Genomic DNA, 24,653 nt, shown 5'->3' with positions numbered 1-24,653 from the left:
GAGACCCTCGGTCACTCGCCGGCGCGAAGTACCTCGCTCAGCCGGTCGCGTCGCCGCAGCGCCGACTCGACAGGTACGACGGTGGCGGCCGTCGCCAGCAGTGCCACACTCACCAGACCCAGCAACCACCACGGCAGGACAGCCGTCGGGTCGGCGGCCTGGCCGGTGAGCAGCCGCAGGTCGAGCGGGCCGAGCGTCAGACGTGCGAGCAGGGCCCCGAGTAGCGGGCCACACACCGCGGTGACCACTACCGGCGGCAGTAGTTCTCCGGCGGCGACCCAGCGGGCGTCGCGTGGCCGCAGGCCGAGGGTCCGCAGCCGGGTCAGGGTCTGCCACCGCTGCGACGCACCGGCGGCGGCGGAGAGCGTGAGGCCGAGCAAACCCAGCGCCAGCAGCACCGCGGCGACGGTCCACGCCAGCCGTACCAGCCCCGCCGTCAGCGGAGCCACCCGCTGCGCCCGCAGGACGTCCGCACGCAGCACGACGTCGGAGGCGATTCCGGTGTTCGACACGGCCTGCGCCGCGCCGGGGCCGGTGACCCAGACGGTATTCGGAACGGCGGGCAGCCCGGCGACGGCGAGGGTCGCGGCGTCCACGATGACGACGTCGTCGACGCCGCCGACGGAGGGAGCGGTACCGACGGCGGCGAGACGGATCGCCGGGGCGCCGTCCCGGGGTAGCTGCAGCCGCGTGCCGGTGCGCAGACGGCCGTCAGCCGAGCGGACCAGCGCTGGGACCTCCCCGGGGCCAGGACCGGGTGCCGTGAGCCGGGCCAGCGCCGGCGCGTCGGGCAGCGGAGTGGTGGCCAGCAGGCGCTGGAACGCCGCGGTGTCCACGACGACCAGGCGTGGGGTGAGCAGCGTCGACTCGGTGAAGACGCGTGCGGAGTCGGTCACCTGCGCGACGACGACGTGCCCTACCCCGGGTGCGGCGGCGATGCGCTCGCCGAGCGCGGGCGTGGCGGCCTCGGCGTCGGCGCCGACGTCGAGGCGGGCGTCGGCGCCGACGGTGCTCCACGCGCCGTCGGTCAGGCCTCGGGTGACTGTGGCGCCGAGGATGAGCGCGAACGACGCGAGTGCCGTGGTGCTGACCAGAACCAGCAGCGGCAGCGCGCGCCCGGCCGTTGTGGCCGCCTGGGCGGCACTGAACACGGCCAGCGGGCGGCGCGAGCGTAGGGCCTGTCGGAGCGAGAACCGCGCCCCGAGGGGCAACAGCCGGAGCAGGACGAGCGCGCCGACGAGCGCGCCCAAGGCGAGGGCACTGATCGGCAGGATGAGGTCACCGGTCAGCTCGCCGTTGTCCCCGTCGGAGGCCAGGGGCAGGAGCCCGCGCTGGTGCAGTGTGACGAAGGCGGCGACCGCGGCGATCAGGACGGCGGCCTCCGCTGCGGTGCGGCGCAACTGGCCGGTGGCCCGGATCCAGCGCCGAGCGGCCGGGTTGGCGGGTTGGCGCCGGTCACGGCTGGCGCGGGCGGCGGCGAGGGTGCCGAACGCCGGCCCGGCGACAACACCGGCCAGGACCACGGGAACGGCCCAGGACCAGGAGACGCCCGGGGCGGCCGCGCGGGCGAGCGCGAGCCCGACGGCGGCGGCCGACACTGACACCACTGTGGACTCGATGATCAGTTCCGCACCGAGGTCGGGTAGCGCCGCCCCGCGCTGCCGGGCGGCGCTCAGCACCGGGGTACGGCGGCGGACCAGCAGGTCGGCGGCGAGCAGCAGGACCAGCACCGTGGCGGTCAGTACGCCGGCGAGCAGGACGGCGGCCTGTGTGGAAGCGGCGCTGTTGCGGGCACTTGCCTCGCGTAGGGCGGCGTCGAGCTGCGATTCCCACTTCAGGGATTGCTCGCGGTCGCTCGACGAGCCGGAGGTCGCCTTGAGCTTGACCACCTGGCTGGCGAGCGCCGCGGTGGCGTCCCAGGTGAGCGCGTCGGGGACGGGGGCGAAGTGGATGGTGCGCCGCAGTTGGTCCTCGTCGACGGCGAGCCGGGCGTCCGGTAACGACTCTCGCGACAGGAGGCCGGCGAACCGGGTGGTCCCCACGCCGTCGGCGCCGGGCACGGGGCGCAGGAGCGCCGGGGCGAGCCGCCAGGCTGGGTCGTCGCCGTCCGTGGGTCGGTAGATCCCGCTGATCCGGACGTCCTTGTCGCGACCCCGGCCGTCCTTGAGCGGAATTCGATCGCCGGGACCGAGGTCGAGTGCGGCGGCGTCCGCCTCGGAGAGGCCGACCTGCACCGGCCAGGGCGGCCCGTCGTAGGGGATTTCGACGTACTGGTCGGAGACGGCGGGGCCGGGTGGGCTGCCGGCGATCCAGGTCACGTCCGGGCCGCCGTTGTCGCCGGCCAGGTAGGTGAACTGGAAGGTACGCGGCGCGCTGCCGCCGGTGATGTCGAGGATCGGGCCGTTGGCAGTGGCGAGGGGCGGGAGCAACGCGGCATCGAGATCGGGCCCGAGCTCGGATGTCGCCCGGGCGCGGAAGTTGTCGAGGGCCTCGGCGAGGCTGGGCATCCGGACCCGCCCGCCGGTCGGCCCGTCGTCGCGTTCCCAGTTGGCGTGTACGAGGACGTTCGAGTCGCTGCCGGCGCGGCGGACCGTGTCCTGGACGGCGTTGTCGGCGGCGGCGCGCAGCAGCGGCGGCGCGGCCCCGGCGAGCAGCGCGACGGCTGCGATGACGGCGGCGGTGAGCAGCAACGGTCCGGCGTCGGTACGGCCACGGCCACGGACGCTGGGCCAATGCAGCGCCGGCCGCCAGCGGGTCAGCCACCGGTTCACGGGGCCACCCGCAGGTGCGCGGCGTCGGCCCGGCGGACCTGGACGGTGACCACGATGGCGACCACCAGCATGCATCCGGCCAGCAGTACGGCGAGCAGTGCGGCCTCGGCTGGCCACGGCCAGTGTGGCTGGGTCGCCGGGATCGGCGCGGCACCGGTTTCGGAGCGCACGAGCAGGGGAGCGACGACGCGGGTGGCGAGCGCGCCGACGGCCGCGCCCGCCGCGAGCAGGGGCAGCAGAACGCCGGCGTGCTGGCCGAGCAGCACGGCCCGGATGCCGCGCCGGGTCATCCCCAGGCCGCGCAGTCGCGTCACCTCGACGGCGCGGACCTGGAGGTCACAGGTGACGTGCAGGACGACACCGGCGAGCAGGAGCAGGGCCGCAGCCGGGACGATGAGGCGGAGTGCCGCCGGCAGCCCGGCGAGCAGCGGGCCGCCGGTGAGGCGGGCGGTCTCCGCCTCACGGGTCGCGACGGTGCCCAGGTGCAGGGCGGCGGCCCGCTCGGCGGCACCGGGGCCGGCCGGGTGGCCGACCCACCAGGCGTCCACCGGGAACGTCAGGTCGCCGGTGACGGCACGTGCGCGCGACAGCGTGTCCAAGTCGGCCAGGACGGCGACGGCGCCGGGGGCGGACGGCACGGTCGGCACGACCTCGGTGACGACGACCGGGACGGGCGTGATGCCGACAGTGACGCTGAGCTTGCTGCCGTTCTCGGCGCCGACCTCGCTGGCGAAGCGGGCGGAGACGGCGACGGGCACCGGGCCCGGGTTCGGGAAGGCGGTGGCGACGAGGGTCCGGGCGGCGTCCTCGGCGCCGCCGAGGTCGACGGTCGCGGCCATCCGCAGCGTGGTCCCCGTCGGGGTGGCGGACACCGTGACGGTCGGGTCGCTCAACCTGCTCGGGACCGGCGGCGCGGACGTGGCGGTCCAATCCGATCCGTCAGTGGGCCTCTCGGCCGACCCGGCGGGCGGCACTGTGAGTGTGACGGCGACAGCGACGGGTCCGCCGACCGCGTCGGCGGTGACCGGCAGGGCGACCGCGACGAGGCGCAGCCCGTCAGCCGTCGCGCAGGCGGGCAGCCGGAACTCCTGGCCGTCGAGCGGTATGGCGGGACCGGTGCAGGACGTGCGGAGGCCGGTGGCGTCCTGCAGCATCAGCCGGGGCGTCACGACGAGCGGAATGTCGCCGGCGGCGGTCCCGGTCAGGACGAGTGGGGCGCCCGCCGGAACGGCGAAGCCGTTGACCCGGGTGCGTGGTGCCAGCGTGGCGCCCACGTCCGCCCATCCGCTGTCGTTGTCCAGCCGCCCGCGTAGCAGCGCGTCGGCGCGGGTGGTGTCGACGGCGACCAGGCGCGGCGCGTCGCCGGCGTTGCCGAGCCACTGACCGACGGCGGTGCCACGGTCGAGGGCCGGACTCACGGCCCCCGCGGTGGCCGCGCTGACGATCGCGCCGTCTCCGGCCACCGGCGCCGTGCTGAGGGTGAGGGCCAGGTCGGTGCCGACGGCGAGCGCGGCCTGGTCGCGCTGCGACTGGTGCCACGTGTCGTCGAAGGCGAGACCGAAGGTTCCGGCCGCGCAGGCCAGTCCGACGAGCAGTCCGGCGGCGACCGCCTGTGGCCGGCGGGCGGCCTCGGAGACCGCCAGCGGAAGCGCCAGCCCTCGGGCGCGGTACGCCAGCCGGTCGGCGCCGCGAAGGGCGGGCAGTACCACCCGGAGAGCCAGGGCGGCGCCCGCGATGAGCAGCAGCGCCGGCGCGAGCACCCGGACCGCGTCGGCGCGTGGGCTGGCGGCGGCGGACTGCGCGTACAGCTGCCACCATCCGGCGGCGGCGAACACCGCGAGCATCAGGTCGGCGCCGGATCGGGCCAGCAGTTCGCGGCGGGTTCGCTGGTCGCCGGCTGTCGGGACGGGCCGGATCGCCAGGACGACGAGCACGGCGGCGAGCACCAGCGCGCCACCGGCGACCGCGAGGACCTGGGCACCGGCGATCGCCGGCCGGACGGTAAGGCCGGCGCCGTCCAGAGGCGGCAGGTGGGTCAGGCCGGCGTGCAGGGCCGACGAGGCCGGTATCGCGATCGCGGCGGCGACGGCGGCGACGAGCCCGGCCTCGAGTGTCGCGGTGGCGGCGAGTTGGCGACGGCTGGTGCCCAGGGCGGACCGCAGGGCGGTCTCGTCGGCGCGTATGCCAGTGGTCAGACGGCCGGCGAGGACGAGTGCCGTCGCGGCCAGGACACCGCCGAGGACGGCGATGGCCAGCACGACGGCGGCGGTGACGTGCCGTTGGTCGTCGGCGGCCCGCAGGGTCAGTGGCAGTTCGGAGGCGACACGTGCGAGCCGGACGCGCTCGCCGAGGGTGCCCGCCAGCCGGCCGTCGGCACTGCCGACGGCCCCAGCCACGGTCTCCAGGTCGTGGCGGTTGCTGTCGGACAGGTCCGGATGGGCGGTGACCTCCAGCCGGTCGACCGTGGCGCCGGTGGTGACCAGGTCGGCGAGGTCGACGAGGAACGGGCCGTAGGCGTTGACCGGCTGTTGGAAGCGGCCGTCCCGGTAGCCGGTGGCGGAGCCGGCCGCTGCCAGCGGGTCGCGGTCCCAGCCGCGGCCCGGCAGCGGGCGCACCACACCGACGACGACCACGTCGACGGCCGGGACGGGCGCGTGGGCCAGCTCGGCGCCGAGGCGTACCCGGTCACCGGGGGTGAGGCCGAGCAGTTGTGCGGTGGACTCCAGCAGCACCGCGTCGCCAGGGTGCTGTGGCCAGCGCCCGGTGACCAACTCGGCTCGGGTCGGCAGGTCGTCCAGCCCCGACAGGTACGCCTGGGCCGGCACTGTGGTGCCAGCGGCGAGCGCGGGCGGCAGCGCCCGCAGCACCGTCGACGCCCGCGCGCTTGTCGTCACCGGAAACGGTGCGAGCGTGGAGGCCACCACGGTGCGGGTGTCGGCGGCGACGGACGACGTGTCCCGGCCCTCGACGGTGCCGGTGTAGACGGTCACGTCGACGGCGGCCGGGGCGGCGCGGGCCAGGGCGACCTCCAACGCCCGCTCGGCGGTGTGGGTGACCAACAGGGTGCAGGTACCCAACAGGGTCGCGCCGATCGTGACGACCCCGAGGAGGGCTGCCAGCAACGGCCACTGCGCGCGGGCGCGCCGGCTGACCAGCCTCATCGTCGCGTCACCCGGCGTCTGGCACTGGCGCGTGCGACTGCCCGGCCGCCTGTTCGTCGAGGTGCCCGTCGTGGATACGGATCACCCTGTCGGCCAGGGCCATCATCACCGCGTCGTGCGTCGACACCAGTACGGTGACGCCCTCGGATTCCACTATCCCGCGTAGCAGGGCCATCACCGACAGACCTGTCTCGGCGTCCAGTTGCCCGGTGGGCTCGTCGGCGAGCAGAAGCTGGGGCGAGGCGGCCAGCGCGCGGGCGATCGCCACCCGCTGCTGCTGGCCGCCGGACAGCTCGGCCGGCCGCTGCCCGGCGTGGTCGGCCAGGCCGATCAGCTCCAGCAGCAACTCGACCCGCCGCTCACGCTCGGCCGGGGCGACGCGGGCCATCCGCAGCGGGGCCGCGACGTTCTCCGCGGCCGACAGCACCGGGATCAACCCGAAGCTCTGAAAGACGTACGACACCTTCTCCCGCCGCAGCCGGGACAGGCCATCCTCGTCGAGCGCCGTGACGTCGGTGCCGTCGACCCGCACGGTGCCGGCGTCCGGACGGTCCAGGCCACCGATGACGTTGAGCAGGGTGGTCTTGCCCGAGCCGGACCGGCCGACGAGCGCCACCATCGAACCGGCGGCCACGTCGAACGACACGCCGTTCAGGGCGTGTACGACTGTCGGCCCGGTGCGGAAGCGCCGGTGTACGTCGCGCACGCTCAGCAGTGGCTCGCTGCTCATTCGCCGCTTCCCGAGTCGGGGTGGATCGTGATGTGGTCGGGTTCCAGGGCCAGCCGGACCCGTCGGGTCAGCGCCAGCGCCTCGCGGAACTCGCGGGGCACCTGGACCCGCCCGGCCCGGTCCATCACGGCGTACTCCTCGGCGATCGTGTGCGTGTCGCCCTCCGCGTCGGTGGTGGTGCGGCGCAGCACCTCGCTGCTGGTGCGTCCATCCCGGATCGCGACGGTCCGTTCGACCTGGCCGCTGACCTCCGGATCGTGGGTCACCACGACCACTGTGACGCCGTAGCGCCGGTTGACGTCCCGCAGCACGCCGAAGACCTCCGCGGACGTGGCGGCGTCCAGCTCGCCGGTGGGCTCGTCGGCGAGCAGGACCCGCGGTTGGTTGGCCAGCGCCACGGCGATCGCGACCCGCATCTGCTGCCCTCCGGAGAGTTGCCCGGGGCGGCGATCGGCGCAGTCGGCGACACCGAGGCTGTCCAGCAGCTCGGCCGCGCGTTCCCGGCGCTCCTGCTTCGCGGTACGGGCAGCCGTCATCGGCAGGTCCACCATCTCGCGTGCGGTCAGGTAGGGGATCAGGTTGCTCGCCGTCTGTTGCCGTACGAACCCGACGGTGTGCCGCCGGTAGTCGACCCGGTCCGCGCGGGACATCGCCAGCAGGTTCCACCTGTCGACCCGGACCCGTCCGGCGGTGGGGGCGTCGATGCCGGCCAGGATGGAGAGCAGTGTCGACTTGCCCGATCCGGAGGCACCGACGACGGCGACCAGCTCACCGCTCTCCACGGCCAGGTCCAGGCCCTGCAGTGCCTGGACCTCGATCGAACCGGTCTGGTAGATCCGCACCAGGTTTTCGCAGACGATGAGCGCGTCCCGGCCGAACTCTGGTGCCCGCGCGGTTGGCTGCGGCAGGGACAGCGGTGTGCTGGACATTCCCTGCTCCGTCCGGGTTGTGCTGATGCAGATTGAAGCAGTTTCGCAATCGGCGCCTCCGTTGACCATGCCCGGGGTGGCTTTCCTGCATTCTGGACGAGGGTCTACCGCCGCGACCTCCACCCGCCGGGAGCCGGTTTTCGCTGTGGCGGGTCGTGAACCTGCCGGGCTCTGACGCCGACTGAACAGGCGAAGGAGGGCCGATGAGCGATGAGTTGCTGGTGGTCCGCTGCCAGTTGGGTGAACGGGAGGCGTTCGCCGAGTTGGTGCAGGGCTGGCATCCGGCGGTCGAGCGGTACGTCGGGCGGATGCTCGGTGGGTCCGACGACGATGTGGTGCAGGAGATCTGGTTGGCGGTCTTCAAGGGGCTGCCGAAGTTGCGTCAGCCGGACCGGTTCACCCCGTGGCTGTTCATCATCGCCCGTCGGGCGGTGATGAACCGGTTGCGGGACGCGTACGCCCACCCGGAACCCGAACCGATCGACGACCTGCCGGGCGCCGACGAGGCGGAGGAGGTCGTCAACCGGGAGACGCTGGCCGGGGCGTTGGCGGCGCTTCCCGCCCGGGAACGGGAGGTGCTGCTGCTGTTCCACCTGGAGGATCAGCCGCTGGAAGCCTGCGCGCAGATCTGCGGCATACCCGTCGGCACTGTCAAGTCGCGGCTCAACCGGGCCCGCAGGTTGTTGCGCCACGAACTGGTACGGAAGGGGTACGAGGCATGACTCCGGAAGAGGTGCTGGCGCGACTGGACGCGCCGTTGTCGCTGCGCAGGCGGGTCGGCTATCTGGCACTGGCCTTCACCGGTCTCACCGCGAGCGCCCTGATCGGGCTGCTCTGGGCGACCGAGCCCGGGTTGCCGACGCGTACCAATGTGGCCTTCGCCGTCCTGGTGGTGATCGGCTTGTGCTGGGCGGTGTTCGGTGGTTGGGCCGTGACTCGACGGACTCCGTTGTTCGCCCGGGACCGGGTGGTCGCCGGCTGGCTCGGCGTCGGGGCCTGGCTGGCATTCAGCGGTGGCGCGCTGATCATCAGCCTGCTGCGTCACGAACTGGAGCCGGCGCTGCTGGGCGTTGTGCTCCTGCTCGGCGCGGTGGCGGCCCTGAACCTGCGGGCGGCCCGTCGGGCGCGAGCGGCGCTGCTGCGCCGCAGGAACGTGCTGGCCGGACCGGCGACGGGCAACAGGTGAATGGCGGCACGATCGTGAGGTTCTGCCACGAGCAGATCCGCTGCCGGTGAACAGGGGTGCCCTTGCCCGGTCGACGCCCGCACTGTGGAGCGCATGAGACTGCTGGTGCTGGGCGGTACGGGCTTCGTGGGCGGGGCCGCTGTCGCCGAGGCCGTGCGCCGCGGCTGGTCGGTGACGGTGTTCAACCGAGGGCTCCACGGCACGGTGCCGTCCGGCGTGCTCCGGTTGCGGGTGACCGCACCGCGCCGGACGGCCTGGCCGCGCTGGCCGGCGGCGAGTGGGACGTCGCTGTGGACACCTGGGACGGTGCGCCGCGGGCCGCCGGCGACGCCGCCCGCGCCCTCGTCGACGGGGTCGGCCACTACGTGTACGTGTCCAGCGGCTCGGTCTACACCGACCATGCCGAGGCGGGGTTGCATGAGGACTCCCCGGTGGTGGACGCCGACCCGGGTGCCGTCGACGGCGACTACCCGCAGCTCAAGGCCGGTGCCGAGCGCGCCGTGCGGGAGGTGTTCGGTCGGCGTGCGCTGGTCGCCCGGGCCGGCCTGATCCTGGGCCCGGGCGAGGACATCGGCCGGCTGCCCTGGTGGCTACGGCGCATCGAGCGGGGCGGGGACGTGCTCGCCCCCGCGCCGGCCGACCTGCCGGTGCAGTACGTCGACGTCCGCGACCTGGCGGGGTGGATGCTCGACGCGGGCGCCCGGCGGGTGGGTGGCACGTTCAACGCCGTCGGTCCTCCGGCGCAGACCACGATGGGCGAGCTGCTCGACGGGTGCGTGGTCGCCACCGGCTCGGACGCCCGGCTGCGGTGGACCGATCCGGCGTCGATCCTCGCCGCCGGGGTGCAGCCGTGGAGCGACCTGCCGATCTGGCTGCCGCGCGGGCACCCGTACCGGGGGTTGTTGGAGCAGGACGTGACCCGGGCACTGGCCGCCGGGTTGACCTGCCGGCCGGTGACCGAGACCGTCGGCGACACCTGGCGCTGGCTGCGCGAGGTCGGTGCGGTTCCCCCGCGCGCCGGACGACCGCAGCGCAGCTCGATCGGGCTGGACCCGGCAGTGGAGGCCGCCGTGCTCGCCGCCTGACCGACGCCGCCGTCGGCCGAAGGGCACGTCGTGATCAGCGTTCGCGGACCACAGCGACCGGGCAGTGGGCGTGCTGGATGAGTTGCTGACTGACCGAGCCGAGCAGCATTCCAGCCAGCCCGCCCCGGCCGCGGCTGCCGACCACCACCAGCCGCGCGTCCCGGCTCGCCTCTATCAGCATCGCCGCCGGGTTGGTCGACTCCAGGTCGACGGTCACCGCCAGTCCGGGGAACGTCCGCCGCCACGGCTCCAGCGCCTGCTCCACGGCGGCCCGCTCGTCGGGCACCCCGGCCGCCCCGCCGGGGCCCGGTGTCCAGGCGTGCAGGACGCGCAGCGGCAGCTGCCGCTGCGCCGCCCGTTCGGCAGCGAAGCCGAGCGCCACCAGCGAAGGCTCCGAGCCGTCCACCCCGACCGCCACCGGGCGGCCCGACGCGTCGGTCACGGCGCTGTCGGCCCCGTCCCGGACCACCACGACCGGGCAGTGGGCGTGCGCGGCGACCGACACCGCCGTCGACCCGGCGAGCAGGCCGCCGAACCCGCCGTGACCCCGGCTGCCGAGCACCAGCATCCCGGCGTCCGCCGAGCGTTCCTGCAACACCAGCGCGGGCGGCCCGTCGTACACCTCGCCGGTGATGGTCAGCCCGGGGTTCGCCGCGGTGGCGTCCGCCGCGGCCCTGCGGACCAGGTCCTCGACCTGCCGGCGGGCGGTGTCGTCCGGCCACACGCCGGGGGCCACGCCCGGACCGACCCAACTGGCCACTGTCAGCCATTCGAAGACGTACGCCAGCCGCACCGGCTGGCCGCTGTGCCGCGCCTCCTCCATGGCCCAGTTCAAAGCCACCGAGGCGTCGGTGGAGCCGTCGTAGCCGACCAGGATCTCCGCGTCGCGCACGTCGTCCTCCTTCAGGGGGTGGTCGGGTCGGTTTCGCGGACCCAGCGCCATTCGGCGACCTGTGGGTCGTCCTCGCCGTACTCGCGGGTGTAGTCGCGGGCCGCCTGTCGGGCGTCGACCATTCGTTGGCGCAGGTGCGCGGCGCTGGCGGCCAGCCCGGGCACCCGGTCGATGACGTCGATGACGAGGTGGAAGCGGTCCAGGTCGTTGAGCATCACCATGTCGAACGGAGTGGTCGTGGTGCCCTCCTCCTTGTAACCGCGCACGTGCAGGTTCTCGTGGTTGGTGCGGCGGTAGGTGAGTCGGTGGATCAACCATGGGTAACCGTGGTACGCGAAGATGATCGGCCGGTCCTGGGTGAAGATGGTGTCGAACTCGTTGTCGGTCAGCCCGTGCGGATGCTCGGTGTCCGGCTGGAGTCGCATCAGGTCGACCACATTGACCAGGCGCACCTTCAAGGTCGGCAGGTTCTGGCGCAGCAGCTCGACGGCGGCCAACGTCTCCAGGGTGGGCACGTCCCCGCAGCAGGCGAGCACCACGTCCGGTTCGGTGCCGCCGTCGTTGCTGGCCCATTCCCAGATGCCCAGGCCACGCCGGGTGTGCTGGATCGCCTCGGTCATCGTCAGCCAGTTCGGGGCGGCCTGCTTACCGGCCACCACCACGTTGATGTAGTGCCGGCTGCGCAGGCAGTGGTCCATCGTGGCGAGCAGCGTGTTGGCGTCCGGCGGCAGATAGACCCGCACCACCTCGGCCTTCTTGTTGACGACGTGGTCGATGAAGCCCGGGTCCTGGTGGGAGAAGCCGTTGTGGTCCTGCCGCCAGACGTGGCTGGAGAGCAGGTAGTTCAGCGAGGCGATCGGCTGCCGCCAGGGGATGGCCCGGGTCACCTTCAGCCACTTGGCGTGCTGGTTGAGCATCGAGTCGACGATGTGGATGAACGCCTCGTAACTGGTGAACACGCCGTGCCGACCGGTCAGCAGGTAGCCCTCCAGCCAGCCCTGGCACAGGTGCTCGGAGAGCACCTCCATGACCCGCCCGTCGGGGGAGAGGTGGTCGTCGCCGGGCACCGTGGCGGCCACCCAGGCCCGGTCGGTCACCTCGAACGCCGCACCCAGTCGGTTGGACGCGACCTCGTCCGGGCCGAACAGCCGGAACGTCTGGGGGTTGGCGCTGATGACGTCGCGGATCCAGGGGCCGAGCACCCCTGTCGCGCCGGCGATCGGCGTACCCGGTTCGGGAACCTCCACGCCGTAGTCGCGAAAGTCCGGCAGGGTCAGGTCGCGCAGCACCACGCCGCCGTTGGTGACCGGGTTGGCGCTCATCCGCCGGTCACCGCGCGGCGGAAGCGTCAGCAGCTCCTCCACCGGCGCGCCGGTCGCGTCGAACAGTTCCTCCGGCCGGTAGCTGCGCAGCCAGCGCTCCAGCTCGGCTCGGTGCGCCGGGTTGTCGCGTACGCCCGACAGGGGCACCTGGTGGGCGCGGTAGGTGCCCTCCACCTGGGTGCCGTCGACCTCACGCGGGCCGGTCCAGCCCTTCGGCGTCCGCAGAATGATCATCGGCCAGCGGGGACGTTCGACGTCGCCTCCGGAGCGTGCCCTCCGCTGGATCTCGACGATCTCACCCAGCACACGGTCCAGCGTCGCGGCGAGGGCCCGGTGTACCCGGGCGGGCTCGTCACCGGCCACCACGTACGGCTGGTAGCCCGATCCGCGCATGAGGTCGAGCAGGTCGGCCTCGGGGATCCGGGACAGCACTGTCGGGTTGGCGATCTTGTAGCCGTTGAGGTGCAGGATGGGCAGCACCGCGCCGTCGCGCGCCGGGTTGAGGAAGACGTCGGAGAGCCAACTGCCGGCCAGCGGCCCGGTCTCCGCTTCGCCGTCGCCGATCACGCAGGCCACCAACAGGTCCGGGTGGTCGAACGCGGCGCCGTAGGCGTGGCTCAACGCGTACCCGAGTTCGCCGCCCTCGTGAATCGAGCCCGGCACGTCCGCCGCGACATGGCTGGGGATGCCGCCCGGGAAGGAGAACTGGCGGAAGAGCCGGGACATCCCGGCCTCGTCGCGGGCCACGTCGTGGTAGCGCTCCGACCAGGTGCCCTCCAGCCAGGTGTTGGCCACGATGGCCGGTCCGCCGTGGCCGGGGCCGGTGACCAGCATGGCGTTGAGGTCGCGCGCCACGATCACCCGGTTGAGGTGGGCGTAGATCAGGTTCAGGCCGGGGCTGGTGCCCCAGTGCCCGAGCAGCCGGGGTTTGATGTCGTCGGGGGTCAGCGGCTCGCGCAGCAGCGGATTGTCCAGCAGGTAGATCTGCCCGACGGTGAGGTAGTTCGCGGCGCGCCAGTAGGCGTCCAGCCGGCGCAGCTCGTCGTCGGTGAGGGCGTGGTGCACGTCGAGAGCGGTCTCCATCATGCTGCCTCTCGCGGGTAGGAATGGGGCGTCCGGCGTCCAGCCTGGCCGCTGCGTACGCCACGGGTCAGGGCCGTTGGTCAGGCTCCGGGTGGGCGCCGGGCCCGGTCAGCGGCGCCTCGGCCAGGCCGCGGACGACGACCACCGGGGCCGGGGAGTGGTAGAGCAGGGACTGGGCGACGGCGCCCAGCATGGCCCGGCCCGGTTCGTCGCCGCGGGCGGCGACCAGCGCCACCTGCGCGTTGCGGGACGTGTCGATCAGCACGTCGGCGGGGTCACCGCGTACCACCCGGCACTCGGTCGGCACCGTGTTGTCGCGGCCGGTGTGCCGGTCCAGTGCTTCGGTGAGCTGCTCGGCGACCGCGTCGGTGTCCTCGTCGTACTCCACGACCCGCAGCGCCAGCAGTCGGGCGCCCCGGCGGGCCGCGCACCGCACGGCCCATTGCAGGGCGAGGTGTGAGCTGGGCGAGCCGTCCACGCCCACCAACACCGGGCCCTGCGGCGGCGGCTCACGTCGGACCACCAATAGGGGACAGCCGGCGCGTGCGGCCAACTGCACGGCGGTCGTCTCGGCCGGAACACACTGACCGCTGCCCGCCATGCCGCTGTCGCCGACGGCCAGCAGGAAGGTGCCCTCCGAGCGGCGGATGAGGGTGGGCAGCATCGCGCTCTCGACGATCTCCCCGCGTACGGTCAGCCCCGGCTCGGTCTGGTGGGCGAGTTGCGCGGCGCGGGTGATCAGTTTTTCGGCCTGGTCCCGGGGTGCGGCGACGGTGTCCGCGGCGAAGGCCGCGCGCCAGTCGAAGGTGTGCAGCAGGTGCAGTGGCCGGCCGTGTCCGGCGGCCTCCTGAGCGGCCTGTTCGACGACCGGGAGGTCGAGTTCCGACCCGAGGCCGACCAGCACCGCTGCGTCGGCGGGTGCGGCCATCCGATATCACCTCCCGGGCGTCGCGCCCGGCACGACCAAGCTGTCCCTGACCGAGGGTAGTCGGATGTGCCCGGTGGCGGGTCCGATCCGCCGCGTCCGACGCTCGTCAACCAGGGTTGACAAGCCACCAGTTGTCAACGTATGTTGACGGCATGAGTCAGGCGACAGAACTCGCGGCGGCAGCCGGCAGCACCGACCCCCGGGTCGGGCTGCGTGCCGTCCGCGCGCTACGCCGGCTCCTTGAGCGGCTCGAGGTGGTCCAGGTCGACAACGCCCGACGACAGGGCTGGTCCTGGCAGGAGATCGCCGACACGCTCGAGGTCAGCCGGCAGGCAGTGCACAAGAAGCACGCCGGGCGACCGGCGGTCAACTCATCCTGGGAGGCGTGATGTTCGAACGGTTCACCGACCGGGCGCGCGACGTGGTGAAACGGGCACTGGAGGAGGCGCGGGTCGAGGGCCAGCGGCCGGTCGGCACCGAGCACCTCCTGCTCGCCCTGCTCGCCGACGACGCCGGGCTGGCCAGCCGGGTGCTCGCCGACGCTGGCGTACGCGCCGACGACCTGCGCGAACGCGTACGCCGGCACACCGTCACCGGCGGCGCGGGCCTCGGCGACGCGGACGCCGCGGCGCTGCGGGAGATCGGCATCGACCTGGCCGCGATCGTGGCCCGCATCGAGCAGTCCTTCGGCCCGGACGCGCTACGGGAGGCGGTGCCGGCGCCACGCCGCCGCTGGGGGCGGAAGCGGTACCTCGGCGGGCCGTTCTCGCCCCGCTCGAAGAAGGCGCTGGAGCTGTCCCTGCGGGAGGCCCTGCGCCTGCGCCACCGCCACATCGGCACCGAGCACATCCTGCTCGGGGTGCTCAGGGAGGGCAACGGGCTCGGCGCGTTGGTGCTCACCGAGTCCGGGGTCGACCTCGATGATCTGCGCCGACGGGTGGAGCTCGCCCTGCGGGCGGCGGCCTGACGGGCGAGGCCGGGTTGAAACCTGTCTGTGGCACTTCCGACGCGCGTCGGTCGCCGGGTCGCTGAAGGCGTCCGGGTGCTGCACACTGGCGCCGTGGATGCTGGACAGGACAGGCGGCCCTCGGGCGGCGACGGCGGGTTGCGCTCCGCTGTGGTGGTCAACCCGGTCAAGGTCGACGATCTCGACGAGTTGCGCCGGACCGTCGACGACGCCCTGACCGCGGCCGGCTGGCCCGCGCCGCAGTGGTACGAGACGACAGTCGACGATCCGGGTCGCGGCCAGACCGAGAAGGCCGTCAAGGACGGCGTAGACCTGGTCTTCGCCTGCGGGGGCGACGGCACCGTGATGTCCTGCGTCAGCGGGTTAGTCGGCACCGACGTGGCCCTCGCCGTGCTGCCGCAGGGCACCGGCAACCTGCTCGCCGCCAACCTGGGGCTCTCCACCGACCTGGCCGCCGGGTTGCAGGTCGCCGTCGAACGCGGCCGACGACTGCTCGACGTCGGCGCTGTCGAGGACAAGTACTTCACGGTGATGGCCGGCATGGGCTTCGACGCCCAGATGCTCGAAGCCACCAACGAGACCACCAAGGCCCGCATCGGCTGGCCCGCGTACGTGATGGGTGCCGCCCGCCACCTCCGGGACCGGCCGATGCGGGTGCAGATCCGCATCGACGACCGGCCGCCGGTGCGCCGTCGGGCCCGTTCGGTCCTGATCGCCAACGTCGGCCGGCTGCAGGGCGGCGTGACCCTGCTGACCGAGGCCGAGCCGGACGACGGCTGGCTCGACGTCGCCGTGCTCACCCCGCGCAACCTGCGGCACTGGCTCGCGCTCGGCTGGGCGGTGATCCGCCGCAGCGGCCAGGTGCCGCAGCTCGAGATCTTCCGGGGCCGGCGGGTGGTGGTCACCAGCAACCGGGCGCAACCTCGGGAGTTGGACGGCGACCTGATCTCCCCGGGCCGGCAGTTGCGGGCCGAGGTTCGGCCGCAGGCGCTCTGGCTCTGCGTCCCCCAGCCCGAGGACGCCCCCGACCTGGCCGTCGACGCGCAAGGTGCCGGGGAGCGGGGCGAGCAGCTGATCGAGGAAGCCCGCAGTGAGTAGTACCCGGATCGTGCCGGAGACCCGGCTGATGGCCGACGAGGAGCTGTCCGCCGACGACGCCTGGCACACACTGCGCGGGCAGGGTGGCTGGCACCTGCTGCGGGACGCGTTCATCCGGTTCCGCTACGGCGACGGGTTCAGCCACTCCCGGGCCTTCGCGCTGCAACTCTGCCTCGCCGTGGTGCCGTTCCTGATCGCCCTCACCGGCCTGATCAGCGAGCTGGGCGTCGAGGAGGGCGGCCGGGTGGTCGCCGACACCGTCCTGGCGCTCACCCCCGGCCAGAGTTCGCAGATGGTCGGCGAGCTGCTCGGCGATGGCGAACGCGTCGAGGACGCGGGGGAGCTGGCGCTCACCCTCGGTCTGCTCACCGGCCTGTTCGCGCTCACCACCACGATGGCCCAGATCGAGCGGGGCGCCAACCGCATCTACGGCGTCGAACGGGACCGCCCGGCGCTGCGCAAGTACCTCCGGGCCGCCGTGCTGGCCGTCACCGCCGGCCTGCCCGCGCTCGCCGGCTTCCTGATCCTGGTCGGCGGCGGCGCGATGGGCGACTCGGTCCGCGAACACTACGAGTGGGGCGAACTCGCCAACGGCATCTGGGACGTGATCCGCTTCCCGCTGAGCCTCGGGCTGACCGTCGTCGCCGTCGCCGTGCTGTTCCGACACGCGCCGCGCCGCAACCAGCCCGGCCTGTCCTGGCTGCTGTTCGGCGCCGGCATCGCCACGGCGCTGTGGTGGCTGGCCAGCCTGCTGCTCGCCGCGTACGTGCGGTTCAGCGACGGTTTCGGGCAGACCTACGGCGCCCTGACCGGCATGATGGCGCTGCTGCTCTGGGCCAACCTGACCGGGATGGCGCTCTTCGGCGGGCTGTCCTTCGCCGCCCAACTGGAGGCGCTGCGCATCGGTGCGCGGGAGCCCGCCCAACCGGATCTGTGGGAGCCCGACCCGGACCGCGCCGAGCTGTACGACACCGGGGACATGTCGGCGCTCTAGCGGCACCGGCGTGTACGACGGACGCGGATCGGGTAAAGCGCCTCGCCAGAGTCGACAAGGGAGGTGCGGGGTGACCGCGGTCAAAGAGGTGGCGCACCGTCCGATCGGTCATTTCGCCGAACGGAGCATTGCCGGTCTGGTGGCCGTCACCGGTGCCGGGGTGGCCTTCGGGCTGCTGTTGTTGCTCGTCCGGGTGCGGTGGAGCCCGTTGCAGGATGTCGACCACGGGCTCGCCGAGTGGTTCAACGGGCTCGTCGCCCCGCACCACGCGCTGGTCACAGTGCTCCAGGCGGTCACGGACCTGGGCGGCCGGCCGATCCTCATCTGGCTGGTCACGATCGCCGTGGTCGGGCTGCTGATCCGGCGGCAGCCCCGACTCGCCGTCTACCTGATCATCACGGGGGTCGGTGGCCTGATCCTCGACCCGTCACTGAAGACGCTTGTCGGCCGGCTCCGCCCGGTCGTGGACGTGCCGATCGCCAGCGCGCCCGGCAACAGCTTCCCGAGCGGGCACGCGCTCGGCTCGTTCGTCGCGTACGGAGCGCTGCTGCTGGTGTTCCTGCCGGCGATGGCGCCCCGCTGGCGCAAGCCGGCCATCGTCGGCGTCGGTGTGCTGGTGGCACTGGTCGGGCTGACCCGGATCGCGCTGGGCGTGCACTTCGTCTCCGACGTGCTGGCCGCCTGGCTGCTCGGGGCCGCCTGGCTGGGCGTCACCGCGTACGCCTTCCGGCTGTGGCGGCGGGAGCGGGGGCGGCCGGTGCCGCCGCTGACCGAGGGCCTGGAGCCGGAGGCGGGGCACGACATCGCCCCCGCCCCGGCCGAGGAACACGTGCTGGCCCATCCCCGCTCGGCGGTGGCCGAGCTGCTGGTCGGCTGGGTGATCGTGTTCGGGGCGCTGTACGGCTTCGGCACGTACGTCAGCTACCACGCCAAGGGCACCTTCTTCGACACGCTCGACACGAGGGTGCCGCAGTGGTTCGCCGAGCGGCACACCGAGGTGCTGACCGACGTGAGCTGGTGGTGGAGCAAGTTCGGTGACACCCACGCCATCCTGCTGATCTCGCTGGTGTTCTGCCCGCTGGTGCTGGCGGTGTGGCGGCGCTGGCGCCCGGTGCTCTTCGTGGCGCTGGCGATGGTGGGGGAGTTGACCCTCTTCCTCGCGTCGGCCCGCGCGATCGACAGGCCGCGTCCGCCGGTGGAGAACCTGGACGGGCAGATGCCCACCTCGTCGTTCCCGTCCGGGCACATCGCGGCCACGATCTGCGTCTGGCTGGCGATCACCCTCGTCGTCTTCCCGCGTACCGACCGGTGGTGGCGTTGGATCTTCGTGGGGCTGGCAGTGCTCATGCCGGTCGGGGTGGCCACCTCCCGGATGTACCGGGGGATGCACCACCCGACCGACTTCATGGGCGCGATCCTGCTCTCCGCGCTCTGGATCGGCTTGCTCTACCTGGTGATCCGCCCCAACGAGGACCTGAAGGAAGGCAACCGACCGGCCATCGAGTCGGAGGACGTGGACAGCCTCGACGACGAGCTGGCGCGGGCCGGCCGAGCCGACTAGGCGTCGCCGTCGTGCTGCGGGTGATGACCTGGAACATCCGCACCGGCGGCCGGGATCGCGGCGGCCTCGACCGGCTGGATCAGGTGGTCCAGCTCGTCGACGAGCAGGCACCGGACGTGCTGGCCCTGCAGGAGTTGCGCGGCTTCGACCGGGACGGGCTGATGGCCGGCGTGGCGGGCCGGGTGGGGATGATTCCTCACCTGGCCCGGTCCTGCTTCGGGCAGCCGGTGGCAGTGCTGGTCCGGCCCCCGTACCGGGTCGTCGACGCGGGGTCGGTGCGCCGCCCGTTCCACCACGCCACCGCCCGCGTCGTGGTGGCCACGTCCGCCGGCCCGTTCACGGTGCTGGGGACCCACCTCTACCCGTACTCCGGGGGTCGGCGGCGGATGGAGGTCGACTGGTTGGTCGCCGCGATGCGCCGCGACCGGGGGAAGCTGACGCTGGTCACCGGTGACCTCAACTCGCTCGACCCGACCGTCGACCACACCGCCCGGCTGGCCGGCATGCCCACCCTCTACCGGCGGCGGCACCTGCGTCGCTCCGGTGACGCCGTGGACACCCGCGCTGTCGCCCGGCTGCTCGCGGCCGGCCTCGTCGACCTCTGGCCGGCGGGCAACGTCGGCGCACCGGAGGCCGCCGGCCACACCGTGCCCACCCGGCTCGGCGGGGCCGAGTTCGCCGGGATGAGGCTCGACTACCTGCTCGGCAGCCCGGCGGTGGCGCGGCGCACGCACGGCTGTCGCGTGATCCGCGACGGCGCGGCGGCCACCGCCTCCGACCACTATCCGCTGCTCGCCACGCTGGAGTTGTCTCCCGGCTGACGCCACCCGTCGGCTCGCGCTGCCGGTGCCACCCAGGGCCGTGGCGCGCATCGATTACCGTGCCACAGTGACCGACCGCCGCACCCTCCGTTCACCGCTGCCCGGTCCGCCGAACGATCACCGGGCCGCGCCGGCGAGGGCTCGCTCGGCCGCCGACTCAACGGTCTCGGGCACGGCGCGGCCGGCCGCCGTCGCGCCTCCGCTCGTCGCGGCCGTCGCGCGTGGTGTGGCGCTGGTCGTGGTGCTGCCGGTACGCCTGCTCTGGGAGCTGATCGTGGCTGCCGGCCGACTGCTGCACCGGTACCTGTTCCGCCCGACGGGCCGGTTCCTGCGCCGCTGGCTGCTGGCCCCGCTGGCCTGGGTGCTGCAGCGGCTGGTCTGGCTTCCGCTGGTCTGGTGCGTCCGGCATCTGCTGTGGCTCCCACTGCTGTGGGTCGCCCGCACGGTGATCTGGCCCGTGCTGGTCTGGTTGACCCGTCATGGGCTGCGCCCGGCCCTCGTGGTTCTGGGGCGCGTGCTGATCTGGCTGGCCAAGTACCTGGTCCTGTGGCCGCTGTACTGGGTGGGCACTGTGCTCACGCCCGTCGGTCGGCTGGTCGCCGCCGCGGTGGTCGGCGCGTGGCGGACGGCCGGACGGGTGCTGCGACTGCTTCACCGGCTACTGCTGCGCCCACTCGGGCGAGGCTTGCGCTGGCTGTGGCGGGCCACCGTCACGCCTGCGGCCCGCTGGGCCCGCCGTTCGGTGCTCGACCCGGCCCGGCTGGCTGTCCGGGAGGTGCTCGAAGGCCTGGGCCTGCGCCGTTGAGACGTGCGGGGCTCAGAGCACCAGATTCAGCAGGATGGTCAGCACCACCGACGCCACGATCGAGAAGAGGATCATCAGGAGGCAGCCGAGGCCCCCGCCGAGCGGGCGGATCTCCGTGTTGCCGAAGCGCATGACGTTCACCTGTCCGTGAGTGCGGGATGAGGGGCGAGCAGGTGCCGGATCACGTCCGCGACGGCCGTCGGGGTGGTAGTGACCACGTTGTGCGCGGCACCAGGAACGACCACCAGGGCTGCCTTCGGCACCAGCCGCGTCGCCTCGTCCCGCCACCGTTGCGGCACGACCGGGTCGCGGTCGCCGGTCACGACGACGGTCGGCGCGCTGACCCGGACGAGGTCCGCCTCGATGGCGTTGCGCACCGAGTGCGACAGCGTGGCGAGGACCCGCCAGGGCCGGGCGTTCCAGACGTCCCGCACCAGGATCGGGGCCTGCAGCGGCGCCTCGCGCAGGCTGTCCACCAGCCAACGACCGAACTGGTCCCGTCGGGACCGGGCCGCCGGGTCGCTGGTCGGCCCGGCCAGCACCAGCGCGCGTACGGCGTCGGGGTGGGTCGCGGCGACCGCGGCGGCCACCTCCGCGCCGAACGAGTGCCCCAGCAGGCAGACCGGCGGCAACTGGTACGCGGCCAGCCAGGCGGCCAGGTGGTCGGCGTGCCGGCGGACGTCGTACGCGCCCTGGGAATGTTCGCTGAGCCCGAAGCCGGGCAGGTCCGGCACGTACACCTGATGGGTGGCGGCGAGCGCGACGGCCAGCGGGGTGAGATAGCGGTGCGAGACCGCCAGGCCGTGCACGAGCACCACGGGTGGCGCCCCGGTCCCCGGGTCGGCGCTGCGGCGGGTGTGGGTGCGCAGTCCGTCGACGACCCGCCACTCGCTGGTCAGCCCGCCGGCTGCCCGGGGAGCGGCCATGGCGAGTCGCAGCTCGGCCGGCCCGAACCCGCCGACGGCGCTGCGGCCTGTCGACCCGGGCGGTCGAGGTGCCGCACCTCGGTTCACAGCTCGCGCAGCCGGGGCAGCAGTTGTTCCTGCGCCCAGTCCAGGAACATCGGCTGGCTCTCCCCACCCACCTGGATGATCGCCACGTGGGTGAAGCCGGCGTCGACGAACGTGCGGAACGCCTCGACGTGCGCGTCCACGTCCGGACCGCAGGAGATTCCCTCGGCGACGTCCTCCTCGCGGACGAACTGGGTGGCGGCGGCGAAGGAATCCGGGCCGGGCAGGTCGGCGTTGACCTTCCAACCCATTCCGAACCAGCGGAACTGGTCATGCACGATCTTGCGGCACTCCGCCTCGTCGGGGCCGTAGCAGATGGCCACCTGGCCGTAGCGGGGCTGGCCGGCGCCCCCGGCGTCGTCGTACATCTCGATGATGTGCCGGTCGGGTTCGGTGGAGATGAGGCCGTTGCCGTACTCGGCGGCCAGCGTCGCGGACTGTCGACCGGACGCGGCGATGGCCATCGGCACCGGCCGTTCCGGGCGGTCCCAGACGTAGGCGTCGGGCACGTCGAAGTGGTTGCCGGAGAAGGTCAGCGTCTCCCCGTTGAGCAACGGCCGGATGATCTGCAACGCCTCCTCGAACATCTCGTGCCGCTGCTGGACGTGCGGCCAGCCGCCGACCACGTGCTCGTTCAGGTTCTCCCCGGCCCCCAGGCCGAGGGTGAAACGGCCGTCCGAGAGCGCGCCGATGGTGCTGGCCTTCTGCGCGACAACGGCCGGGTGGTAGCGGCGGATCGGGCAGGTCACGAACGACATCAGCTCCGCGCGGGAGGTGGCGTGGGCGACCGCGCCGAGCACCGACCAGGCGTACGGGGAGTGGCCCTGGGAGTCCAGCCAGGGGTAGTAGTGGTCGGACATCACCAGTTGGTCGAAGCCAGCCGCCTCGGCGCGTACCGCATGGTCCACCAGTTGCTTGGGCCCGGCCTGCTCGCTCATCAGGGTGTAGCCGACGCTGACCATCCTGGTATCCCCTCTCGCTGACGGATCGTTCCCGGGATACCCCGGTGCACGCCGGTCAACCCTCCCGTCCGGTTCGGCTGTCCTCGTGTTTGACGGATCCCAGCCTCCTGCCTACCGTCGCTCTTAACCGGTTAAGAGCCGGGCATGGCGACACATCCTGTGGTGGGGATGACCGCCCCGTGACGGCCCGCGTCCGCGTGGGCCGTTACGGCTGTCCGGGCCGCGGGCCCGTCAACTGAACCGGTTGCGAGGACCAATCCATCGTCCTACGCTGATGCCTGCGCCGGGAGCCGCGCGCGGCTGCCGGGCTGCAGCCGCCTTCCCCTGTCACGTCCCCACCCCTGTCGGGCACCGGGGGTCCTCCCTGAGGAAGGCCATGAAGACTCGACTCTCCGCCGCCGGCGCGACACTGCTCGCGTTGCTCGTCACAGTGCTGGCGTTCGGCCAGCCGGCGCACGCCGCGGCTGGTTTCTCCGTCGCGGGCGGCAAGTTGTACGACGCCAACGGTGCCGAATTCATCATGCGCGGCGTCAACCACGCGCACACCTGGTACCCGCAGCAGACCAGTTCGTTCGCCGACGTGAAGGCGCTCGGCGCGAACACCGTGCGGGTGGTGCTGTCCAGCGGCGACCGGTGGACCCGCAACACCAACGCCGACGTCGCCAACGTCATCTCGCTCTGCAAGGCCAACCGGCTGATCTGCGCGCTGGAGGTGCACGACACCACCGGGTACGGCGAGCAGAGCGGCGCGATCACCCTCGACCGCGCCGTCGACTACTGGCTCAGCCTCGCCGACGTCCTCGCCGGCCAGGAGAGGTACGTCATCGTCAACATCGGCAACGAGCCGTACGGCAACCAGAACTACGCCTCGTGGGCCACCGACAGCGCCAATGCCATCAAGCGCCTGCGGGCCGGCGGATTGACCCACACGATCATGGTGGACGCGCCGAACTGGGGGCAGGATTGGTCGTTCACCATGCGCGACAACGCCGCGTCGGTCTTCGCCGCGGACCCGGCCCGCAACACCGTGTTCTCCATCCACATGTACGGGGTGTTCGACACCGCCGCGGAGATCAGCGACTATCTGGGCCGGTTCCGCGCTGCCGGGCTACCCATCGTGGTCGGTGAGTTCGGCTTCAACCACTCCGACGGCAACCCGGACGAGGACGCCATCCTCGCGTACAGCCAGGCCAACGGGATCGGCTGGCTGGGCTGGTCGTGGAGCGGCAACGGCGGCGGCGTCGAGTATCTCGACCTGGCCACCAACTTCAATCCGGCGAGCTTGACCGACTGGGGACAGCGCCTCTTCAACGGAGTCAACGGCATCCGGCAGACCGCCCGCGAGGCCAGCGTCTTCGGCGGCACCCCACCGCCGACCACGCCACCCCCGACGACGCCCCCGCCAACGACCCCACCGCCGACCACGCCGCCACCGACGACGCCTCCGCCGAACGGTGGCTGCACGGCGACGTACACGGTGACCAACCAGTGGCAGGGTGGCTTCCAGGGTGAGGTACGGGTGACCGCCGGCGCGAGGGCGATCACCGGCTGGACCGCCGGGTGGACCTTCGCCAACGGCCAGCGCGTCACCCAGTCCTGGAATGTGGCCCTCACCAGCAGCGGAACCACGGTGACCGCCCGCAACACGGACTACAACGGACGGCTGGCGGCCGGCGCCAGCGCCAGCTTCGGCTTCCTCGGCAGTTGGACCGGCACCAACAGCCCGCCGGTGGTGAGCTGCACGGCGAGCTGACCGTCGGACCGGTGGCCGGGTCCGCGCCAGACCCGGCCACCGGAAACCGTAGTGCTCAGTGCTCCCCGGCCAGGTTCACGATGACCACCCCGGCAATGATCAGTGCGATGCCGGTGAGCTTGGCGAGCCCCACCGACTCACCCAGGAACACCGCCCCGATCGCCACGATGGCCGCGGTGCCCAGACCCGACCAGAGCGCGTACGCCACCCCCACGGGGATCTCCTTGACGGCCTGGGCCAGCAGGAGGAACGCCAGCGCGTAGCCGCCGAGACACGCCACCGTCGGCCAGAGCCGACTGAAGCCGGCGGTGCTCTTGATCAGGCTGGTAGCCACCACCTCGGCGAGGATGGCGATCCCCAGCAGCACGTACGCCATGCGTCCCCTCGGTCCTTCGTGGTCGATGAAGCCCGTCGCCACACAGGCTAGTGCCGGCGCTGCCTCCGCCCGGCCGGCCCGCCCACGTCCGATCGACGTCGAGTCGACCCGTCGCGCGACGTCGGTGCGGCCCGTGAAGTGGCGTCCGTACGACCTCGGCATCTGTCACAGAACGCCTTTGGAGCTGATGTCACAAACGAATCGGTCGTGGCGACGGAT

At 72.9% G+C, this 24,653-nt stretch carries 20 protein-coding genes and 1 pseudogene; 11 read left to right on the top strand and 10 right to left on the bottom strand.

Annotation, left to right across the window (positions count from 1 at the left end; all coding sequences use genetic code 11):
- Positions 1 to 11: 11 nt before the first annotated feature.
- The 4 genes from OG992_RS12220 to OG992_RS12205 are packed head-to-tail and all read right to left on the bottom strand — an operon-like array spanning position 12 to position 7,591.
- Positions 12 to 2,771: an ABC transporter permease gene (locus tag OG992_RS12220; protein WP_266303288.1), complete on the bottom strand. Its 2,760-nt coding sequence runs from the start codon at positions 2,769 to 2,771 to the stop codon at positions 12 to 14.
- The gene (locus OG992_RS12215; protein WP_266303287.1) at positions 2,768 to 5,932 is read right to left on the bottom strand and encodes a permease; all 3,165 of its coding nucleotides are present in this window, start codon (positions 5,930 to 5,932) and stop codon (positions 2,768 to 2,770) included. Before OG992_RS12215 ends, OG992_RS12220 begins: the two co-directional genes overlap by 4 nt.
- A 7-nt stretch (positions 5,933 to 5,939) precedes the next feature.
- Complete coding sequence (locus OG992_RS12210) at positions 5,940 to 6,662, bottom strand: ABC transporter ATP-binding protein (protein WP_266303286.1); 723 nt, start codon at positions 6,660 to 6,662, stop codon at positions 5,940 to 5,942.
- A complete protein-coding gene (locus OG992_RS12205; protein ID WP_238683266.1) occupies positions 6,659 to 7,591 on the bottom strand; it encodes an ABC transporter ATP-binding protein in 933 nt (310 codons plus the stop codon). Before OG992_RS12205 ends, OG992_RS12210 begins: the two co-directional genes overlap by 4 nt.
- Positions 7,592 to 7,794: 203 nt before the next feature.
- Here OG992_RS12205 and OG992_RS12200 point away from each other — a divergent pair, with 203 nt between their 5' ends.
- From OG992_RS12200 to OG992_RS12190, 3 genes and pseudogenes are all read left to right on the top strand, one after another.
- Positions 7,795 to 8,313, top strand: a complete 519-nt coding sequence (locus OG992_RS12200) for an RNA polymerase sigma factor (RefSeq protein ID WP_266303285.1) — start codon at positions 7,795 to 7,797, stop codon at positions 8,311 to 8,313.
- Positions 8,310 to 8,777, top strand: a complete 468-nt coding sequence (locus tag OG992_RS12195) for a hypothetical protein (protein ID WP_266303284.1) — start codon at positions 8,310 to 8,312, stop codon at positions 8,775 to 8,777. Before OG992_RS12200 ends, OG992_RS12195 begins: the two co-directional genes overlap by 4 nt.
- Positions 8,778 to 8,870: 93 nt before the next feature.
- A pseudogene (locus OG992_RS12190) lies at positions 8,871 to 9,862 on the top strand (NAD-dependent epimerase/dehydratase family protein).
- 34 nt (positions 9,863 to 9,896) lie between these two features.
- Here OG992_RS12190 and OG992_RS12185 read toward each other — a convergent pair.
- The 3 genes from OG992_RS12185 to OG992_RS12175 form a co-directional block, all read right to left on the bottom strand.
- A complete protein-coding gene (locus OG992_RS12185; RefSeq protein WP_266303283.1) occupies positions 9,897 to 10,754 on the bottom strand; it encodes a universal stress protein in 858 nt (285 codons plus the stop codon).
- A gap of 11 nt (positions 10,755 to 10,765) precedes the next feature.
- Positions 10,766 to 13,159 carry a phosphoketolase gene (locus OG992_RS12180; protein ID WP_266305194.1) on the bottom strand — a complete coding sequence of 798 codons (2,394 nt, stop codon included), beginning with the start codon at positions 13,157 to 13,159 and terminating at the stop codon, positions 10,766 to 10,768.
- Between the two features lie 67 nt (positions 13,160 to 13,226).
- On the bottom strand, positions 13,227 to 14,087 hold the full coding sequence (locus OG992_RS12175) for a universal stress protein (RefSeq protein WP_266303282.1): 861 nt from the start codon (positions 14,085 to 14,087) through the stop codon (positions 13,227 to 13,229).
- A gap of 152 nt (positions 14,088 to 14,239) precedes the next feature.
- Here OG992_RS12175 and OG992_RS12170 point away from each other — a divergent pair, with 152 nt between their 5' ends.
- The 7 genes from OG992_RS12170 (at position 14,240) to OG992_RS12140 (ending at position 20,333) form a co-directional block, all read left to right on the top strand.
- Positions 14,240 to 14,476, top strand: coding sequence for an HTH domain-containing protein (locus OG992_RS12170; RefSeq protein WP_030336062.1), 237 nt, complete (start codon positions 14,240 to 14,242; stop codon positions 14,474 to 14,476).
- Positions 14,476 to 15,054: a Clp protease N-terminal domain-containing protein gene (locus OG992_RS12165; RefSeq protein ID WP_238683386.1), complete on the top strand. Its 579-nt coding sequence runs from the start codon at positions 14,476 to 14,478 to the stop codon at positions 15,052 to 15,054. Before OG992_RS12170 ends, OG992_RS12165 begins: the two co-directional genes overlap by 1 nt.
- Positions 15,055 to 15,147: 93 nt before the next feature.
- Entirely contained in the window at positions 15,148 to 16,152 is a 1,005-nt protein-coding gene (locus OG992_RS12160; protein WP_238683263.1) for a diacylglycerol kinase family protein, read from the top strand.
- A complete protein-coding gene (locus OG992_RS12155; RefSeq protein ID WP_238683262.1) occupies positions 16,145 to 17,146 on the top strand; it encodes a YihY/virulence factor BrkB family protein in 1,002 nt (333 codons plus the stop codon). The genes OG992_RS12160 and OG992_RS12155 overlap by 8 nt, the downstream gene beginning before the upstream one ends.
- Positions 17,147 to 17,216: 70 nt before the next feature.
- On the top strand, positions 17,217 to 18,707 hold the full coding sequence (locus OG992_RS12150; protein WP_266303281.1) for a phosphatase PAP2 family protein: 1,491 nt from the start codon (positions 17,217 to 17,219) through the stop codon (positions 18,705 to 18,707).
- A gap of 11 nt (positions 18,708 to 18,718) precedes the next feature.
- Positions 18,719 to 19,528 (top strand): endonuclease/exonuclease/phosphatase family protein, encoded by an 810-nt coding sequence (locus OG992_RS12145; protein ID WP_266303280.1) that lies wholly within the window; start codon positions 18,719 to 18,721, stop codon positions 19,526 to 19,528.
- Between the two features lie 67 nt (positions 19,529 to 19,595).
- Complete coding sequence (locus OG992_RS12140; protein ID WP_266303279.1) at positions 19,596 to 20,333, top strand: hypothetical protein; 738 nt, start codon at positions 19,596 to 19,598, stop codon at positions 20,331 to 20,333.
- Between the two features lie 137 nt (positions 20,334 to 20,470).
- Here the strand turns inward: OG992_RS12140 and OG992_RS12135 are convergent, their stop codons facing one another.
- Both OG992_RS12135 and OG992_RS12130 read right to left on the bottom strand, forming a co-directional pair.
- Positions 20,471 to 21,259 carry an alpha/beta fold hydrolase gene (locus OG992_RS12135; RefSeq protein ID WP_238683258.1) on the bottom strand — a complete coding sequence of 263 codons (789 nt, stop codon included), beginning with the start codon at positions 21,257 to 21,259 and terminating at the stop codon, positions 20,471 to 20,473.
- 83 nt (positions 21,260 to 21,342) lie between these two features.
- Positions 21,343 to 22,305 carry a TIGR03557 family F420-dependent LLM class oxidoreductase gene (locus OG992_RS12130; protein WP_238683257.1) on the bottom strand — a complete coding sequence of 321 codons (963 nt, stop codon included), beginning with the start codon at positions 22,303 to 22,305 and terminating at the stop codon, positions 21,343 to 21,345.
- A gap of 376 nt (positions 22,306 to 22,681) precedes the next feature.
- Here OG992_RS12130 and OG992_RS12125 point away from each other — a divergent pair, with 376 nt between their 5' ends.
- On the top strand, positions 22,682 to 24,058 hold the full coding sequence (locus OG992_RS12125; protein ID WP_266303278.1) for a cellulase family glycosylhydrolase: 1,377 nt from the start codon (positions 22,682 to 22,684) through the stop codon (positions 24,056 to 24,058).
- A 55-nt stretch (positions 24,059 to 24,113) separates the two neighbouring features.
- On the opposite strand, the gene OG992_RS12120 is transcribed toward OG992_RS12125, so the two are convergent.
- Complete coding sequence (locus OG992_RS12120) at positions 24,114 to 24,434, bottom strand: multidrug efflux SMR transporter (protein ID WP_112585076.1); 321 nt, start codon at positions 24,432 to 24,434, stop codon at positions 24,114 to 24,116.
- Positions 24,435 to 24,653: the final 219 nt, after the last annotated feature.

The sequence above is a fragment of the Micromonospora sp. NBC_00362 genome (genome assembly GCF_026342155.1).
Lineage (GTDB): Bacteria > Actinomycetota > Actinomycetes > Mycobacteriales > Micromonosporaceae > Micromonospora > Micromonospora hortensis.
This window is presented reverse-complemented; position numbering and strand designations above follow the sequence as displayed.